Consider the following 16,135-nt stretch of genomic DNA (forward strand, 5'->3'; position numbering starts at 1 on the left):
GTGGAGTTTCGTGTTCGCGGCTTATGCCGTGACGCTCGGTGGTGCGGGCGTGCTCGCACTCGCGAGCTGGGCGGCGATGCGCGAGGCCGAGAAATGACGGCCAAGAACCAGCGCCTTACGTTCGTACTGCTCGCGCTTGCCGCGATCGTCGGCGCAGCGCTGCTCGCCCTGTCGGCGCTCCGCGACCAGGCGTCCTTCTTCTATGCGCCTTCCGACGTCGAGCGCCAGGGCCCGCCGCTCGGCCGCGCCGTGCGGCTGGGCGGGATGGTCGCGGCGGGATCGGTCGCGCGCGCGCCGGATGGTGTGACGATCCGTTTCGCCGTTACGGACGGCCGCGCGACCACGCCCGTGATCTTCGCGGGGATCGTCCCCGACCTGTTCCGCGAGAGCTCGGGCGTCGTCGCGGAGGGGGAGTTCCGCACAGACGGCTCGTTCATGGCCACCAACCTCCTCGCCAAGCATGACGAGAAGTACATGCCGCCGCAGGTGAAGGACGGGATGTACAAGACCCAAAGTCTTGCGACGGGAACGCTCGACCGATGATGGCCGAAGCAGGCCTCGCGGCGCTCTGGCTAGCGGCGGCGCTGGCGATGGCGCAGTTCGTGCTGGCGGCGCTGGGCCTCGCCGGACGGCGGAGCGCGCCGGAGCTGCTCGCCGCGGTGCGCCCCGTCGCGATCGTCCAGGGTGCGCTCGTCGGCCTGGCGATGGCGCTGCTGATTGGCGTGTTCCTCGCCTCCGATATGTCGGTCGACCTCGTCGTCCGCAACAGCCATTCCGCCAAGCCCTGGATATACAAGTTCGCGGGCGCGTGGGGCAATCATGAAGGCTCGATGCTGCTTTGGGTCGCGATCCTGGGAGTCGCGGGCGCGGCTGTCGCCTGGTTCGAGCGACGGCTCGACGAGCGGACGCTGGTCGCGACGCTCGGTGCGCAGGGGCTGATCGCGCTCGGCTTCTACGCCTTCCTGCTTTTCTCCTCGAACCCGTTCGCTCGGATGGCGACGCCGCCGCTCGACGGGCTCGGGCTCAATCCGGTTCTCCAAGATCCCGGCTTGGCCTTCCATCCGCCGACGCTTTACGCGGGCTATGTCGGGCTGTCGGTCGCGTTCTCCTTCGCCGTCGGTGCGCTCGTGACGCGCGCCGTCGGCCCGGCGTTCGCGCGGGCGATGCGGCCTTGGGTGCTTGGGGCTTGGGTGTTCCTGACGCTCGGCATCACCGCGGGATCCTACTGGGCCTATTACGAGCTTGGTTGGGGAGGCTACTGGTTCTGGGACCCGGTCGAGAACGCGTCGCTCATGCCGTGGCTGGCCGCGACCGCGCTGCTCCATTCGGTGACCGTGCTCGCCACCCGCGACGGCTTGCGCGCCTGGACGGTGATGCTGGCGGTCGTCGCATTCTCGATGTCGATGCTCGGCACTTTCCTCGTGCGATCGGGCATCCTGACCAGCGTACACGCCTTCGCCGTCGATCCTGAGCGCGGCGCGTTCATCCTGGTGCTGCTCGGGTTGTACATCGGCGGCGCGCTCGCCTTGTTTGCGGTGCGTATCGGCACCGTGCGATCGGGGGCGCCGTTCGACCTGGTCAGCCGCGAGGCGGGGCTGGTCGTCAACAACCTGCTGCTGTCGGTCATCCTGGGCATCGTGTTGATTGGCACGCTCTACCCGATCGTCGCCGCTGGATTCGGCGTCCAGCTGTCGGTGGGTCCGCCTTTCTTCAACAGGACGGCCGGCGCGGTCGCGCTCGTCCTCGTCGCGCTGGTCGGGGTCGGGCCCGCGCTGCGGTGGCGGCGCGACGACGGGCAAGCGGTGATCGCCCGGCTGACCTGGCCGATCGCCGCGGTCGCCTTCACCGCCGCGGGATTGTTAGTGCTCGGCGGCGGGATCGGGCCGTTGCCCTTCATCGCGCTGTCGCTCGCGGCCGGGCTCGCCGTCGCCAGCGTCGCGCCGCTCTGGGGTCGCAATCCCGCCCGTACGCCGCTCTTCACCTACGGCATGGTGCTCGCCCATCTAGGGGTAGCGGTCAGTATCGCCGGCATGGCGTCCGACGCCGCCTTCACGCGCGAGCGACTGGTCGCGGCGGGCGTGGGTGAACCGACGCTCGTCGGGCCGTATGCCGTGACGTTGGACGGGGTGACGCCGCGCATCGGCGACAATTGGACCGCGCTGGAGGGACGCCTGTCCGTTGTGCGGGACGGTGGGACCGAGATCCTCCGTCCGCAGACGCGGTTCTTTGTTGATCCTGTGACCACCACAAGTGAAAGCGCAATTTTGACCACATCCGGCGGCCAGCTCTACGCCGTGCTCGGCCAGCCCGACGGGCGCGGGCGCTGGCAGTTGCGGCTGTGGTGGAAGCCGTACGTCACCTTCATCTGGCTCGGCGGCGTGCTGATCGCGCTCGGCGGCGCGTTGTCGCTGGTCGGCCGCGTCCGACGCGAGCGGCGTTCGGTGGCTCGAACGGCCCACGCATGAGGCAGGCGTTGATCTGGACGCCGCTCGCCGCGTTCGCGCTGCTGTTCACGGTCGTCGCCACCGGGCTGTTCCGCCCCCCCGACCGCACGATCCGGTCGGGGCTGGTCGGGAAGCCCGTGCCCGATTTCGCTCTCCGCCCGCTGCTGCCCGGTCGCCCGGGCCTGTCGAGCGACGACCTGCGCGCGAACGGGCCGCGCGTGGTCAACGTCTTCGCCAGCTGGTGCGCGCCCTGCATCGCCGAGGCGCCGCAACTCATGGCGCTGCGTCGGGCGGGCGTCGCGGTGGAGGGCGTCGCGGTCCGTGACACCGCGCCCGCGCTGACCGGCTTCCTGGCGCGCAACGGCGATCCGTTCGGTCGCATCGGCGACGACCGGGCGAGCGCGGTCCAGCTCGCGCTCGGCGCGGCGGGCGTTCCGGAAAGCTTCGTCGTCGATGCGCGCGGGGTGATCACCTATCAGCATGTCGGCTACATCACGCCCGCCGATGTCGGGGTGATCCGCGCCGAGATCGAGCGAGCGCGGTGATCGCCGCGTTGCTGCTCGCGGCGGCCGTCCCGGGTGCGCCCGCACCCGCACCCGCACCCGCACCTTACGCGAACGTCCAGCTCACCGATCCCGCTCGCGAGGCCGAGGCGAGCGCGCTCATGGCGACCCTTCGTTGCCTCGTCTGCCAGGGCCAGTCGATCGCCGACAGCGACGCCGACATGGCGGGAGACATGCGCTCGCTCGTCCGCCAGCGGATCGCGGCGGGGGAGGATGGCGCGGCCGTGCGCGATTGGCTGATCGCGCGTTACGGCGGCTACATCACCTACGATCCGCCACTATCCGCGGCGAGCGCGCCGTTGTGGATCGCGCCGCTGTTGCTGCTGGGCCTTGGCGGCTGGCTCGCACGGGGCAGCTTTCGGCGACGCCGCTGATGGGGCTGGTCTGGATGGCGATGATCGGCCTCGGCGCGATGGCGCTCCTCGCCGCGTCGCGGATCGCGCGACCGCTCTGGCCGCTGCTGGGGGCCGCGCTGATGCTGGGAGCCGCGGGTTACGCGCTCCAGGGATCTCCGATGCAGCATGGCCGCCCGGCGAGCCCGAGCGTCACCAAGGGCACCGACGACGCCGGCCTGCTAGAGCTGCGCGACGCCATGTTCGGGCGATATACGCTCGACGCCGCGTACCTGATGGCCGCCGACGCCATGACGCGGTCGGGCGACGGCGAAATGGCCGTCCGCGCGCTGCTGGGCGGACTCGACCGCATTCCGAGGAGTGTCGCGCTATGGACCGCGTTGGGCACCGCCATGGCCGCGCATGACGGAAACACCGTCTCGCCGCCCGCCCGCTTCGCGTTCGAACAAGCCATGCGGATCGCGCCGACGCACCCCGCACCGCCCTTTTTCCTGGGGTTGGCCCATGTGCGGGCCGACGAGTACGCCGCCGCGCGACCCTATTGGGCCAGGGCGGCGGCGCTGTCGCCGGAGCGGGCGTCCTATCGCCGGGACATCGCGCTAAGGCTGGCGCTGCTCGACCGCCTGCTGGCGGACCGGGCGCGTCGACCCGGCTGACGTGCTACTTACCGCGTCCGGTCTTCTCCTGAAGCTCGTCGATCTTGAGTGACGCGTCGCCCTTCGTGAGCCCGTCATCGAACTCCTCATGCGCTTCTTCGCTCAACGTCTTCAGGTAGCTCGCTTGCGCACCAGTCATCGGCTCGTCGCCGGTGGTCCAGTCGTGCGGGTCTTTGACGGCGTTGGATGTCGGGTGCGTCTTGGGGTTCTCGGGCTCGGACATTCGTGATCTCCTTCCCGCCTTCAACGCCGATGTTCCGTATCCGTTCCGTCAAGCGGCGACGAACTCCATATCTAGCGCATCGGCGACCGCGCGGTGTCGGATGCGCCCCCCGGATACGTTCAGTCCGGCCGCCAGATGCGGGTCCGCGCGCATCGCCTCCTGCGCGCCCATGTTCGCCAGCTTGAGCGCGAAGGGCAGGGTGGCGTTGTTGAGCGCGAAGGTCGACGTCCGCGCGACCGCGCCGGGCATGTTGGCGACGCAATAATGGATCACGCCGTCCACCTCGAACACCGGATCTTCGTGCGTGGTCGCGTGGCTCGTCTCGAAACAGCCGCCCTGGTCGATGGCGATGTCGACCAGCACCGACCCGCGCTTCATCGTCTTCAGCATCTCGCGCGTGACCAGCTTGGGCGCGGCCGCGCCGGGCACCAGCACCGCGCCGATCACTAGATGCGCGTTGCGGACCGCCGCCGCGATCGCCGCCTTGGAGGCGAACGCGGTCTTGATCTGGCTGGAGAAGAACATGTCGAGTTCCGCGAGCCTGCTCATGTTCAGGTCGTAGATGGTGACGTCGGCGCGCAGGCCGACTGCCATCTGCGCCGCGTTGATCCCCGACACGCCGCCGCCCAGGATCGCGACCTTGGCCGGCGCCACGCCCGGCACGCCGCCGAGCAGCACGCCGCGTCCGCCCTGCTCCTTTTCCAGATAATGCGCGCCGACCTGGACGGACATGCGGCCCGCCACCTCCGACATCGGCTTCAGGAGCGGCAGCCCGCCGCCCTGCGCGGTCACGGTCTCGTAGGCGATGCAGGTCGCGCCCGACCTCATCAACCCCTCGGCCTGCGGCTTGTCGGCGGCTAGGTGGAGATAGGTGAATAGCAGGTGACGCGGCTCCAGCAGCGCGATCTCGCTCGCCTGCGGCTCCTTGACCTTCACCACCATGTCCGCGCCCGCGAACACCGCGCGTGCGTCGTGCACGATGGTGGCTCCCGCCTCGACGTAATCCGCGTCCTCGAAATCGATGCCTGACCCCGCCTTCGTCTCCACGATGACCTGATGGCCCGCCGCCGCCAGCTCGGCCACCGACGGCGGCGTCAGGCCGACACGATATTCGTGGTTCTTGATCTCCTTGGGAACTCCGACGCGCATCGCTCTCTCCTGGTCGCTGGTTCGACCGTCGATTGTGGAATGCGTCGCCCTCTCTCGAATTGTGGACCGTTGATCAAGCTGCTAGGCACCGCCCGCCCGGACCGATCGCGCTCCGTCAGGAAAAGGTGGGCCTTCCCCCGCATGTCGACCTCCGCCGCCGCCGTCACCGCCGAGGGTGAGATCACTCCCGTCACCCCGCACGCGACCGGCGGTCTGCCGATCCTGACCCTGGGCGCGATCGGGGTGGTTTTCGGGGACATCGGCACCAGCCCGCTCTACGCGCTCAAGGAGACGTTCAACGGGCACCATCCGCTGGCCGTCGATCAGCTACATATCTACGGCGCGCTGAGCCTCGTATTCTGGTCGTTGATCCTGATCGTGACGGTCAAATACGTGTTCATCATCATGCGCGCCGACAACAAGGGCGAGGGCGGCAGCCTGGCGCTGCTGGCGTTGATCCAGCGCATGTCCGGCGGCAAACGCTGGACGCAAAGCCTGATCATGCTCGGCGTCATGGCTACTGCCCTGTTCTTCGGCGACGCGATGATCACCCCCGCCATTTCGGTGTTGTCCGCGGTCGAAGGCCTGTCGGTCGTCAACGAGGGGTTCACGCCTTTCGTCCTGCCGATCTCGATCGGCATCCTGATCGGCTTGTTCGTGTTCCAGTCGCGCGGGACGGACGTGGTGGGAAAGCTGTTCGGCCCGATCATCCTGGTCTATTTCGCCACGCTCGCGGTGCTCGGCGTCGTGAACATCGTCGCGCGGCCGGAAGTGATCCTGGGGCTGGACCCGCGTTGGGCGATGCGGTTCTTCGCCAATGATCCGCGGCTCGCGTTCCTCGCGCTCGGCTCCGTCGTGCTGGCGGTCACGGGCGCGGAGGCGCTTTACGCGGACATGGGGCATTTCGGGCGCAAGCCGATCCAGGTCGGCTGGTTGTTCATCGTCTTTCCGGCGCTGATCGTGAACTATCTGGGCCAGTGCGCGCTGATGATGAACGACCCCGCCACCGCCGAGAACCCGTTCTTCCTGATGGCGCCCGAGGAGTTCAGGCTACCGTTGGTCATCCTCGCCACGATGGCGACGATCATCGCCAGCCAAGCGGTCATCACCGGTGCCTTTTCCGTATGCCAGCAGGCCGTGCAGCTCGGGCTCATGCCGCGTTTGAAGATCCTGCACACCAGCGCGTCGGCCGCCGGGCAGATCTATGTACCGGTCGTGAACTGGACGTTGATGGTGCTGGTGATCATGCTCGTTCTCGGCTTCCGGCAATCGAGCAACCTGGCGGCCGCGTACGGGATCGCGGTCACGGGCACGATGTTCATCACGGCGGTGATGCTGGGGGTGCTCGCCTCGCGTGTCTGGAAATGGCCGCGTTGGGTGGTCCTGTTCGTCGTCGGCCTGTTCGTCATCATCGACGGCGCTTATCTGGCCTCGAACCTGACCAAGATCCCCGATGGCGGATGGTTTCCGCTGCTGATCGGCGCGATCGCGTTCACGCTGCTGACCACTTGGTCGCATGGTCGCAAGCTGATGATCGACCGGCTGCACGAGGCGGCGATGCCGTTGAAGGTCTTCATCGATTCGGCCGTGGGGTCGGCGACGCGCGTTCCCGGCACTGCGGTGTTCATGACCTCCAGCGCCGACGGCGTACCCCACGCGCTGCTGCACAATCTGAAGCACAACAAGGTGCTCCACGAGCGGATCATCCTCATGACGGTCAAGATCGTCGATCAGCCTGTCTGGCCCGAACAGGAGCGCGCGAAGCTGGAGGGCCTGGGCGACGGTTTCTATCGGGTCGTGCTCCGCTACGGTTTCATGGACCAGATCGACGTGCCCGCCGCGTTGCGGAAGGTGCATGAGTGCGGGGCCGATTTCCGGATGGTCGACACCAGTTTCTTCCTGTCGCGGCAGACGCTGCTCGCCTCCGAGCGGCCGGGCATGGCGATCTGGCGCGAGAGGCTGTTCGCCTGGATGCTCCGCAACGCGGAGTCGGCGATGGAATTCTTTCGCCTGCCGCCGAACCGCGTCGTCGAACTCGGCAGTCAGGTGGAGATCTGACCGAGAATCTTTCGCCGACGCCCGGCCCGACCTTGGCGCCGATCATCGTCACCGCGCTGTTCTCGCGGAACGACCAGGGCTGGTTCGACGCGGAGCGGACGCGGCATTTCCCGCCCGAGCGCAATCAGTTGTCGGCGCATCTGACGATGTTCCATCACCTCCCGCCTTCGATCGTCGACGAATTGAAGCATCGTCTGATCGAGGAGACGCGCGGCGTTCAAGCGCCGGACACGCGGCTGGCGGGGCTGGTCTCGCTCGGTCGCGGTGTCGCCTATCGGATCGACTCGCCGGGCCTGGCCGGCATCCGCACGCGCCTGGCCGAGGCGTTCGCGGGGCTGCTCACGCCGCAGGACGCGGGCGGGTGGCGTCCGCACGTCACCATCCAGAACAAGGTCAAGCCGCGCGTCGCCAAGATCCTGCTCGGTAGCCTTCAGCAGGGTTTCAGGACGCGTCCGCTCGAACTCGCGGGGCTCGCGACCTGGTGGTACCGGGGCGGACCGTGGGAGCCGTTGTCGCGTCACATGTTCACCTGAGGCCCGGCACGTTCGCCTTGTGCCCATAGCGCGCTTGACCGTGATGGGGCCCCTTCCTATAGCCCGCGCCTCGCGAGCGGGCATCGCCTGTCGGGGCGGAGTAGCTCAGCTGGTTAGAGCACGGGAATCATAATCCTGGGGTCGGGGGTTCAAGTCCCTCCTCCGCTACCACTCGCGGTCCGGACACCTACATAGGCGGTGTTCACCAGGGGCCCGCATTCATGACCGTCCACCATACCCGCATGCTCATCCTCGGCTCGGGGCCCGCCGGGTTGTCCGCCGCCATCTACGCCGCGCGCGCGGGCATGAACCCGATCGTCGTGCAGGGGATACAGCCGGGCGGCCAGTTGACCACGACCACCGACGTCGAGAATTATCCGGGCTTCGCCGACGTGATCCAGGGTCCCTGGCTGATGGAGCAGATGCAGGCCCAGGCCGAGCATGTCGGCACGCGCATGGTCTGGGACACGGTCACCGGCGTCGACCTGACGCGTCGCCCATTCCGCCTGAACGGCGACGGCGGCGACGTGTACGAGGGCGACGTGCTGGTCATCGCCACCGGCGCGCAGGCCAAGTGGCTGGGGATCGACAGCGAGGAGGCGATGAAGGGCAAGGGCGTCAGCGCCTGCGCGACCTGCGACGGCTTCTTCTACCGCGGCAAGAAGGTGGCGGTGATCGGCGGCGGCAACACCGCGGTCGAGGAGGCCTTGTACCTGACCAACCATTCGCCCGACGTGACGCTGATCCACCGCCGCGACTCCCTGCGCGCCGAGCGCATCCTGCAGGAGCGGCTGCACGCGCATCCCGGGATCACCGTTCTCTGGAACAGGGAGGTCGCCGGGTTCGTGGACGGCGGCGGGACCGCGGGGCTGGTCGGGCTCGACCTGCGCGACACGACGACCGGCGAGACGAGCCGCCTCGCGACCGACGGCGCTTTCGTCGCGATCGGGCACCATCCCGCCACCGAGCTGTTCCGGGGACATGTCGATCTGGACGACGATGGGTACATCCCCGTCCAGCCGGGAACCACGCGCACCAGCGTGCCCGGCGTGTTCGCGTGCGGCGACGTGGCGGACAAGGTCTATCGCCAGGCGGTGACGGCGGCGGGGACGGGGTGCATGGCCGCGCTCGACGCCGAGCGGTTCCTGGCGGCGGCGGAACATGAGTCCGACCGGGAGGCGATGCGCGAACCGCTGCGCGAGAAAGAGAACGCCGAGGCTAGCTGGTGATAGCGGTCGATCAGAGCAACGCTTTCGCGCGCGCGAAGTGGGCGAGCGATCCGAAGGTCGCCATCATCTCGCCGTCGACCTCGTCATCCTCGATCACGATCGCGAGCCGATCCTCAAGCTCGGTCAGGACGCCCGCGACCGCCATCGAGTCGAGCTCGGGAAGCGAGCCGAAGAGCGGCGTCGATTCGTCGAAGGCGTAGACGCGTTCCCGGGAAAGCCCGAGCACGTCGCGAAGCACCGCGCGGATCGTGTCGTCGACCAACTGTGCGCCTTCCTCGATCAAGTGCCGTTCCGCCCATGCTGGTTCCGCGTCGCCCGGTGCGTTAGGCCTCTGGGGTGATTTGGGCAACACCGGTGCGCTATGGCGGCAGGCGATGACCGTGCCCGACCCGACGCCGTATCCGATAGATCACGTGCACCTGCGCGGGCGCGGTGGGGACGTGGCGCTGATCGACCGGGCCGGGACATGGACCTTCGCCGTGCTGGAGGCGGCGGTGGCGACGGCGGCCGGATCGCTAGTCCGGCGTGGCTTCGCGCCCGGCGACCGGGTGGCGAGCTGGTTGCCCAAGACGCGGACGGCGTGCGTGCTGCCGCTGGCGGTCGCGCGCGCCGGACTGGTGCACGTGCCGATCAACCCGCTGCTGCGGCGGGGGCAGGTGGCGCATATCCTGGCCGACTCGGGCGCGCGCGCGATCGTGACGCAGGAGGCGCGGGCGGGAACGCTCGACGAGGATGACGTGCCGAGCGGGTGCGTCGTGCTCGACGAGCGCGAATTGCCGCTCTCCGCAGCCGAGGAGGGATCGAAGGAAGGGCTCGATCCGTCATCGGCCGGTCCGGGTACGTTGGCGGCGATCCTGTATACATCCGGTTCCACCGGCCGGCCCAAGGGCGTGATGCTCAGCCACGCGAATCTGTGGCTGGGCGCGCTATCGGTCGCGCGCTACCTGAAACTGACCTCGACCGATCGGGTTCTGGCCGTGTTGCCGTTGTCGTTCGATTACGGACAGAACCAGCTCTTCTCTTCCTGGTGCGCCGGCGCGACCGTCGCGCCGATCGATTACCTGACGCCCAGGGACGTGGTGCGCGCCGTGGAGCGGACCCAGGCGACCACGCTCGCCGGGGTGCCGCCGCTCTGGGTGCAGCTGCTGGAGGCCGAGTGGCCGGACTCCACTGCGGGCAAGCTCCGGAGACTGACCAATTCGGGCGGGGCGCTGACGCCGCGGCTGGTGCGGGACCTGCGGGCGCGGTTCCCGGCAGCGGCCGTGTATGCGATGTACGGGCTGACCGAGGCATTCCGGTCCACATATCTCGATCCCGCCCTGATCGACGAGCACCCCGACGCGATCGGGCGGGCGATCCCTTTCGCGGAGGTGATGGCGGTCCGCCCGGACGGATCGCGCGCCGCGCCGGGTGAGCCGGGCGAGCTGGTCCATGCGGGCCCGTTGGTGGCGGGGGGGTATTGGCGCGATCCGGAGCGGACGGCCGAACGGTTCCGCCCCGCGCCCGCCTGGTCCGCGCACGGCGGGATCGCCGTCTGGTCGGGCGACACGGTCGTCGAGGGCGGGGACGGCCTGTTCCGCTTCGTCGGCCGGGAGGACGAGACCATCAAATCGGCGGGGAACCGCATCAGCCCGGCCGAGATCGAGGAGGCGGTGCTGGTCGGCGGAGAGGCGAGCGAGGCGGTCGCGGTCGGGGTCGCCGACGAGCGGCTGGGGCAGGCGATCGCGGTCATGCTGTCGGGCGACCCCGCGCGCGAGGGAGGCTTGCGCGCGCGGTTGCGGGCCGATCTGCCGAGCTTCATGCAGCCTGGGCGATACGAGTGGCGGGACGTGCTGCCGCGAGGCGTCAACGGCAAGCTGGACCGCGCGGCGATCGCGGTCGAGCTGCGGGGCGGGATCGGTCCCGCTCCGTCCGGGGAAGACCCGAGATGAAGCCGATGGGCGCGGTCCCGCCCGAGTTCGCCGAGCACCCGGGGGCGCTTACGATTGGCGGGCGATCGGCGGATGAATGGGCGGAAGCGGCGAGCGACACCCCGCTATTCGTCTACGATCCCGCCGTCGCGGCCGCGCGCGTGACGCGGTTCCGGCACGCGTTCCCGGGTGTCGAGCTGAGCTACGCGATCAAGGCGAACCCCTTTCCGCCATTCGTGGCGAGGATGGCGGAGCTGGTCGAGGGGTTCGACGTGGCCTCGGCGGGCGAGCTGCGGCTGGCGTCGTGCGCCAAGCCCGGCCACGCGATCGGTTTCGCTGGCCCTGGCAAACGCGATGCGGAACTCGCCGCCGCCATGGAGGCCGGCGCGACGATCAACCTGGAGTCGGAGGGCGAGGCCGCGCGCGCGCTGGCGATCGCGGATCGGGTCGGGATCGTCCCCAGGCTCGCGGTGCGCGTCAATCCGGACGTCGAGCTGCGCGGATCGGGGATGCGGATGGGCGGACGGCCGTCGCCCTTCGGGGTGGACGCGGCGCGCGCGGCGGCGCTGGTGCGCCTGGTCGTCGCGGCGGGCGCGGACTGGCGCGGGTTCCACATCTATGCGGGGAGCCAGGCGCTCGATCCGCAGGCGATCATCGACACGCAAGCGGCGACCCTCGCGCTCGCCGCAAGGCTGGCGACGGACGCCGAAGCCGCGCCGCCGGTCGTCAATCTGGGCGGAGGGTTCGGCGTGCCGTATTTCGCGAACGACCGCGCGCTCGATGTCGAGCGGGTCGGCGCCGCGTTGGGCGATGCACTAGGACGGCGCGGCGATGCTCTCGCGGACTCGCGTTTCACGATCGAACTCGGGCGCTGGCTGGTGGCCGAATGCGGCGTCTACCTGACGCGCGTCGTCGACCGCAAGGAAAGTGGGGGCGAAACGTTCCTGGTCGTCGATGGCGGCATGCACCATCAGCTCGCGGCGTCGGGCAATCTGGGGACCGTGGTCCGGCGTAACTACCCGCTCGCCGTCGCGGGGCGGATGGGCGCGCCCGCGATCGAGACGGTATCCGTCGTCGGCTGCCTGTGCACCCCGCTCGACCGGCTGGGCGACCGCGTCGCGCTGCCGCGTGCGGAGGTGGGCGACCTGATCGCGATCTTCATGGCCGGGGCGTACGGCGCGACCGCGAGCCCGACCGCGTTCCTCGGCCATCCGCCCGCCATCGAGATGATGGCATAGCACGGGAGACGCCCGCAAACGGGACGGAGGATCGACCTGCTGTCCCCGGTGCACCGCGCGCCGTTCCCGCCCGGTCGCGGCGACAGGATGGGGAGCCGGCACGTCCTGCGCCATCCGGCCGATCGCGCGCGTGCATCTCGTCGCGTCCGGCGGGACCCCGACCGACGCCGCGCCGCCTCCCGAACTCGCCGACCTGCTCGCATCCCGGACGACCGTCCCGCGCGCCAAGTCGCGCGCGTGGGCGGGCGTGCAGGCGCTCGCGACGGGCAAGCCGGTCTCGGTCCTCGCCCTCGCTTCGGGTGAACCGGCGCGAACTAAATCGTTCTCGTCATGCGCCGGTCACACAACCCTAACCCTGCATTTACCGTTATGCCGTTAACTGAAATCATGTTTTTGAGCGTCTCGCAGTTCAGATCGGTGGACTCGTCCCACGACGAGGCGGTGGGTAACCGTTCTTCGATCCTGCGGACCGCGCGGTTGCCCGAGGTCATCGATCTGTTTCGCGCCAAGCCCGATCTGCGGCTCCTGGCCGTGATCGACGAAGATGGTGGTCCGGTTGGCGCGATCCGCGAGTTGGACGTGCGGACCATCCTGTTCAATCCGTATGGTCATGCCCTGATGATGAATCCGTCGTTCGGCGGGTCGCTCGAGGCGTTGATCCTGCCGTGCCCCAAGGCCGATGCGGGCGCATCCATATCGGTCATGCTCGACACCTTCGCGGCTTGGCCCAAGGCGGACGGCTTGATCCTGACCCGATCCGGGCGGTTCGAGCGCACGCTGGACGCGCGCGACATCGTCGGCATGGCGGCCGCGCGGGAGACCGCCTTGGCGCGCGAGCGCTCCGCGCGGACCGAGCGGATCGACGCGGAGGGGCGCGCCTTTTCGGTCGATGTCGGCAGGCTGGTGACCGGCCTTTCGGAGATCGCGGCGGAGGTCGGCGCGTTGGCGCGTCATCTCGGCGAGCGCGCGACCGACACCAGCGCCGGTGCCGGGTCGGCGGCGCAAGGGGCGGGAGAGACCGCGTCGGCGCTTCGCGAGATCGCCGCACGCGGTCGTGAGCTCACCGACACGTTCGGGGGCATCGCGGGCGCGACCGCCGACGCTCGCCGTATGCGCGCCCAGACGAGTGCGATCGTCGAGGACGCCGGCGGTCGGTTGGCGACGCTCGCCGGGTCGTCGGGCGCGGTCGACGACATGCTCGGGTTGATCCAGGAAATCGCGGCCAAGACGAACCTCCTCGCGCTCAACGCCAGCATCGAGGCGGCGAGGGCGGGCGACGCGGGGCGGGGTTTCTCGGTGGTCGCGACCGAAGTGAAGTCGCTCGCCAGCCAGACGGCGCGCGCGGCCAAGGATATCGCCGAGCGGATCGCGGGTGCGCATAGCGTCTTCGGAGAGGTCGTGGACGGGCACGGGGAGATCGAATCTGCGATCGCGGCGATCGGCCGCACCTCCGATGCGATCGACGACGCGGTCGACGCACAGTCCGCCGCCGCCCGGGCGATCGCGGCCGAGGTCGATCGCTCGATCGACGCCAGCGGGGAGGTCGGCCGCCGTGTCGGCGCGATCAGCGAGAACGCCGCCGTGCTTGGCAGCGACGCGCAGGCGCTCGGCGGCTTGTCGAGGACGTTGGCGGATGCGGCGACGCGCCTTCAGGATCGCGCCGCCGGGTTCGTGCGCTTCGCCGCCTCGGCGTGACCTAGCGCAGCTTGGCGATCGAGAGCCCGTCCTGCTTGGCGCGATCCTTGGTCGACTCCTCCGACCGCTTGAGCGCCTTGGCGATGGCTTTGAGCGCCATGCCTTTCTTCGCGAACTGGTGCAGCTTTTGCAGCTCCTCGGGCGTCCAGGGCTGGCGATGACGCTCGAACACGTCCTTGTCCTTGGCCATCAGAGCGGCTCCCCGAACAGCACCATGCCCGCGTGCAGCGTCAGCGCGGTCAGCGCCAGGCTCGACAGGATGAACAACGCGAAACGGACGGCGACGCGGTTGACGATGGCCTGCTCCAGACTGTGCGCCACGCGCAGGCCGACATAGATCCAGGCGATCGTGACGTTCACGTCATGCCCCGCGCCGATGAACGACAGCACCAGGCAGACCGCGTAGAACAAGGTCGGCTGCTCGTGCAGGTGATTATAGTTGTGCGCCTTCCATTGCGCACCTGGCGGCAGGACGCGGTCGGCGTCAGCCGCCTTGGAACCGATCAGCGTACGCAGGTCGATGCCTGCGGCCGCCATCGCGGGCAGCCGCGTCGCCACCGCCCAGACTAGCATCACGAGCATCCAGCCGATCAGCACGACCACCGGCCTTAGTATATCGGTCGCCAACGAAAAGCCTCCCCCGGTTTCCCGGAAGAGGCTTAATCATTCACGGCGGGCAAGCAACTCAGTCGAACATCTTGCCCCATGCATGAACCGGGCGGTCCTTCCACAGGCCGCGGTGGTAGGCATCGGACGCCAGGAGCGGCATGACCGATCCGGCCTCGGCGAACACCATCTGCTCGATACCCGTATTCACCTTGCCCCACGATGCGGCCTCCTGCAGCGTCGAGGACGAGCACGCGCCGTCGCGCACGTCGGCGACGGTAATCTGCACGGCGTATTTATGGACCTGCACGTCGTCATGCCCCAGGATCTCGGCGCACACGACCGTGTCCTGGATGAAGTTCTTGGGTACGCCGCCGCCGATCATCAGCAGGCCCGTGACGCCCGCCTTGATCTTGATCTCGGTCAGCTCACGAAAGTCGGCGATCGCGTCGAGCACCATGTACGGCTTGCCCGCCTTCACCGCGTCGACCTGATGTTTAACGAGACCAAAGCCCGCCGAGCTGTCGACGAACGCCGGACAGAAGATCGGCACGTCATGCTCGTAGGCGAGCTTGACGAGGCTGTTCTCCTTCTTGCCGTGCTCGACCAGGTACTTGCCCATCTCACGGATGAACTCGCGGCTCGAATAGGGCCGCGGTTCCAGCGTCTCGGCGATCTCGAAGATCGTGTGATCGACGTGCTGAAGCTGCTCCTCATCGATATAGGTGTCGTAGATCCGGTCGATCAGCAGCGAGCGCAGCGTGTCGTCGTCCGGCACTTCCAGCGCCTGGTAGTGCTTGTGGCCGAGGCCCTCGAAGAAATCCATGTCGACGATCGACGCGCCGGTCGCGACGATGCCGTCGATCATGTTGTTGCGCAGCAGCTCGGCATACAGGTCCATGCAGCCGCCCGCGCTCGTCGATCCGGCGATCACGAGGAAGATGGTGCAATCCTTGTCGGCGAGCATCTGGTTATAGATATCGGTCGCTCGCCCGAGATCGCGGCTGGTGAACGACATCTTTTTCATCGCGTCGACGATCGGCCGCGCATCGAACTTCGTGATGTCGATATGCTCGACCTGCGTGGACAGAAGCTCCGCCTTGCGGGTGTCGTTGGGGGTAAGGTCGTTCATGTCAGGTCCAGTGTTCTCAAGAACCGCCATCGTTAGGGGACGCGGAAACCCATCTCCCTCTCCCCTCTGGGGAGAGGGTGCCGAGCGCAGCGAAGGCGGGAGAGGGGCTGTTCAGAGCGCGGTCCTCTTACCAGCCCCTCTCCCCGACCCTCTCCCCGCAAGCGGGGGGAGGGAGAAATACAAAATAGCCGTTACAGCTTGACGACGTTGCCCATCACGCGGCGCTTCGCCTCGGCATACATCGACACCATCGGCTCATCCCCGACCACGACGGTCTCGTCCGACCCGAAGCCGTTGAACGCGGTCCGCATCGCCGAGCCGTACGCGCCGAGCATCCCGATCTCGA

The 16,135-nt window shown here is 68.6% G+C and carries 17 protein-coding genes, 1 tRNA gene and 1 pseudogene; 12 read left to right on the forward strand and 7 right to left on the reverse strand.

The genetic code is table 11. The features are described 5' to 3' along the window. Positions 1–93 precede the first annotated feature (93 nt). The 5 genes from ccmE to ACFE71_RS00625 are packed head-to-tail and all read left to right on the forward strand — an operon-like array spanning position 94 to position 4,016. Complete coding sequence (ccmE, locus tag ACFE71_RS00605) at positions 94–543, forward strand: cytochrome c maturation protein CcmE (protein ID WP_375426870.1); 450 nt, start codon at positions 94–96, stop codon at positions 541–543. After that, complete coding sequence (locus tag ACFE71_RS00610; RefSeq protein ID WP_375426871.1) at positions 540–2,465, forward strand: heme lyase CcmF/NrfE family subunit; 1,926 nt, start codon at positions 540–542, stop codon at positions 2,463–2,465. The genes ccmE and ACFE71_RS00610 overlap by 4 nt, the downstream gene beginning before the upstream one ends. Further along, a complete protein-coding gene (locus ACFE71_RS00615; RefSeq protein ID WP_375426872.1) occupies positions 2,462–2,989 on the forward strand; it encodes a redoxin family protein in 528 nt (175 codons plus the stop codon). The genes ACFE71_RS00610 and ACFE71_RS00615 overlap by 4 nt, the downstream gene beginning before the upstream one ends. Beyond that, a complete protein-coding gene (locus tag ACFE71_RS00620) occupies positions 2,989–3,381 on the forward strand; it encodes a cytochrome c-type biogenesis protein (RefSeq protein WP_375426894.1) in 393 nt (130 codons plus the stop codon). Before ACFE71_RS00615 ends, ACFE71_RS00620 begins: the two co-directional genes overlap by 1 nt. Further along, positions 3,381–4,016 (forward strand): tetratricopeptide repeat protein, encoded by a 636-nt coding sequence (locus ACFE71_RS00625; protein ID WP_375426873.1) that lies wholly within the window; start codon positions 3,381–3,383, stop codon positions 4,014–4,016. Before ACFE71_RS00620 ends, ACFE71_RS00625 begins: the two co-directional genes overlap by 1 nt. A 4-nt stretch (positions 4,017–4,020) precedes the next feature. Here ACFE71_RS00625 and ACFE71_RS00630 read toward each other — a convergent pair whose 3' ends face one another. Next, positions 4,021–4,239, reverse strand: coding sequence for a DUF3072 domain-containing protein (locus ACFE71_RS00630; protein WP_375426874.1), 219 nt, complete (start codon positions 4,237–4,239; stop codon positions 4,021–4,023). A 48-nt stretch (positions 4,240–4,287) separates the two neighbouring features. Continuing rightward, positions 4,288–5,388 carry an alanine dehydrogenase gene (ald, locus tag ACFE71_RS00635; RefSeq protein WP_375426875.1) on the reverse strand — a complete coding sequence of 367 codons (1,101 nt, stop codon included), beginning with the start codon at positions 5,386–5,388 and terminating at the stop codon, positions 4,288–4,290. 141 nt (positions 5,389–5,529) lie between these two features. Between ald and ACFE71_RS00640 the strand changes: the two genes are divergently transcribed. The 4 genes from ACFE71_RS00640 (at position 5,530) to trxB (ending at position 9,208) form a co-directional block, all read left to right on the forward strand. Next, positions 5,530–7,446, forward strand: coding sequence for a potassium transporter Kup (locus ACFE71_RS00640; RefSeq protein ID WP_375426876.1), 1,917 nt, complete (start codon positions 5,530–5,532; stop codon positions 7,444–7,446). Positions 7,447–7,478: 32 nt separating this feature from the next. After that, the gene (locus tag ACFE71_RS00645) at positions 7,479–7,979 is read left to right on the forward strand and encodes a 2'-5' RNA ligase family protein (RefSeq protein WP_375426877.1); all 501 of its coding nucleotides are present in this window, start codon (positions 7,479–7,481) and stop codon (positions 7,977–7,979) included. Positions 7,980–8,073: 94 nt separating this feature from the next. Continuing rightward, positions 8,074–8,150 (forward strand) — tRNA-Met (locus tag ACFE71_RS00650). A gap of 50 nt (positions 8,151–8,200) precedes the next feature. Then, on the forward strand, positions 8,201–9,208 hold the full coding sequence (trxB, locus tag ACFE71_RS00655) for a thioredoxin-disulfide reductase (protein WP_375426878.1): 1,008 nt from the start codon (positions 8,201–8,203) through the stop codon (positions 9,206–9,208). A gap of 10 nt (positions 9,209–9,218) precedes the next feature. Here trxB and ACFE71_RS00660 read toward each other — a convergent pair whose 3' ends face one another. Beyond that, positions 9,219–9,488 (reverse strand): acyl carrier protein, encoded by a 270-nt coding sequence (locus tag ACFE71_RS00660; RefSeq protein ID WP_375426895.1) that lies wholly within the window; start codon positions 9,486–9,488, stop codon positions 9,219–9,221. 94 nt (positions 9,489–9,582) lie between these two features. Between ACFE71_RS00660 and ACFE71_RS00665 the strand changes: the two genes are divergently transcribed. From ACFE71_RS00665 to ACFE71_RS00675, 3 genes are all read left to right on the forward strand, one after another. Next, on the forward strand, positions 9,583–11,139 hold the full coding sequence (locus ACFE71_RS00665) for an AMP-binding protein (protein WP_375426879.1): 1,557 nt from the start codon (positions 9,583–9,585) through the stop codon (positions 11,137–11,139). Then, positions 11,136–12,356 (forward strand): pyridoxal-dependent decarboxylase, exosortase A system-associated, encoded by a 1,221-nt coding sequence (locus tag ACFE71_RS00670; RefSeq protein WP_375426880.1) that lies wholly within the window; start codon positions 11,136–11,138, stop codon positions 12,354–12,356. Before ACFE71_RS00665 ends, ACFE71_RS00670 begins: the two co-directional genes overlap by 4 nt. 441 nt (positions 12,357–12,797) lie before the next feature. Then, on the forward strand, positions 12,798–14,051 hold the full coding sequence (locus tag ACFE71_RS00675) for a methyl-accepting chemotaxis protein (RefSeq protein ID WP_375426881.1): 1,254 nt from the start codon (positions 12,798–12,800) through the stop codon (positions 14,049–14,051). 1 nt (position 14,052) lies between these two features. Here ACFE71_RS00675 and ACFE71_RS00680 read toward each other — a convergent pair whose 3' ends face one another. The 4 genes and pseudogenes from ACFE71_RS00680 to ACFE71_RS00695 form a co-directional block, all read right to left on the reverse strand. After that, positions 14,053–14,241, reverse strand: a complete 189-nt coding sequence (locus ACFE71_RS00680; RefSeq protein WP_375426882.1) for a hypothetical protein — start codon at positions 14,239–14,241, stop codon at positions 14,053–14,055. Beyond that, entirely contained in the window at positions 14,241–14,678 is a 438-nt protein-coding gene (locus tag ACFE71_RS00685; protein WP_375426883.1) for an MAPEG family protein, read from the reverse strand. Before ACFE71_RS00685 ends, ACFE71_RS00680 begins: the two co-directional genes overlap by 1 nt. Positions 14,679–14,736: 58 nt before the next feature. Continuing rightward, entirely contained in the window at positions 14,737–15,789 is a 1,053-nt protein-coding gene (locus ACFE71_RS00690) for a deoxyhypusine synthase (protein WP_375426884.1), read from the reverse strand. Between the two features lie 191 nt (positions 15,790–15,980). Then, positions 15,981–16,135, reverse strand: a pseudogene (locus ACFE71_RS00695) (type III PLP-dependent enzyme); the annotation flags it as partial.

Source organism: uncultured Sphingomonas sp. (assembly GCF_964237155.1).
Classification (GTDB): domain Bacteria; phylum Pseudomonadota; class Alphaproteobacteria; order Sphingomonadales; family Sphingomonadaceae; genus Sphingomonas.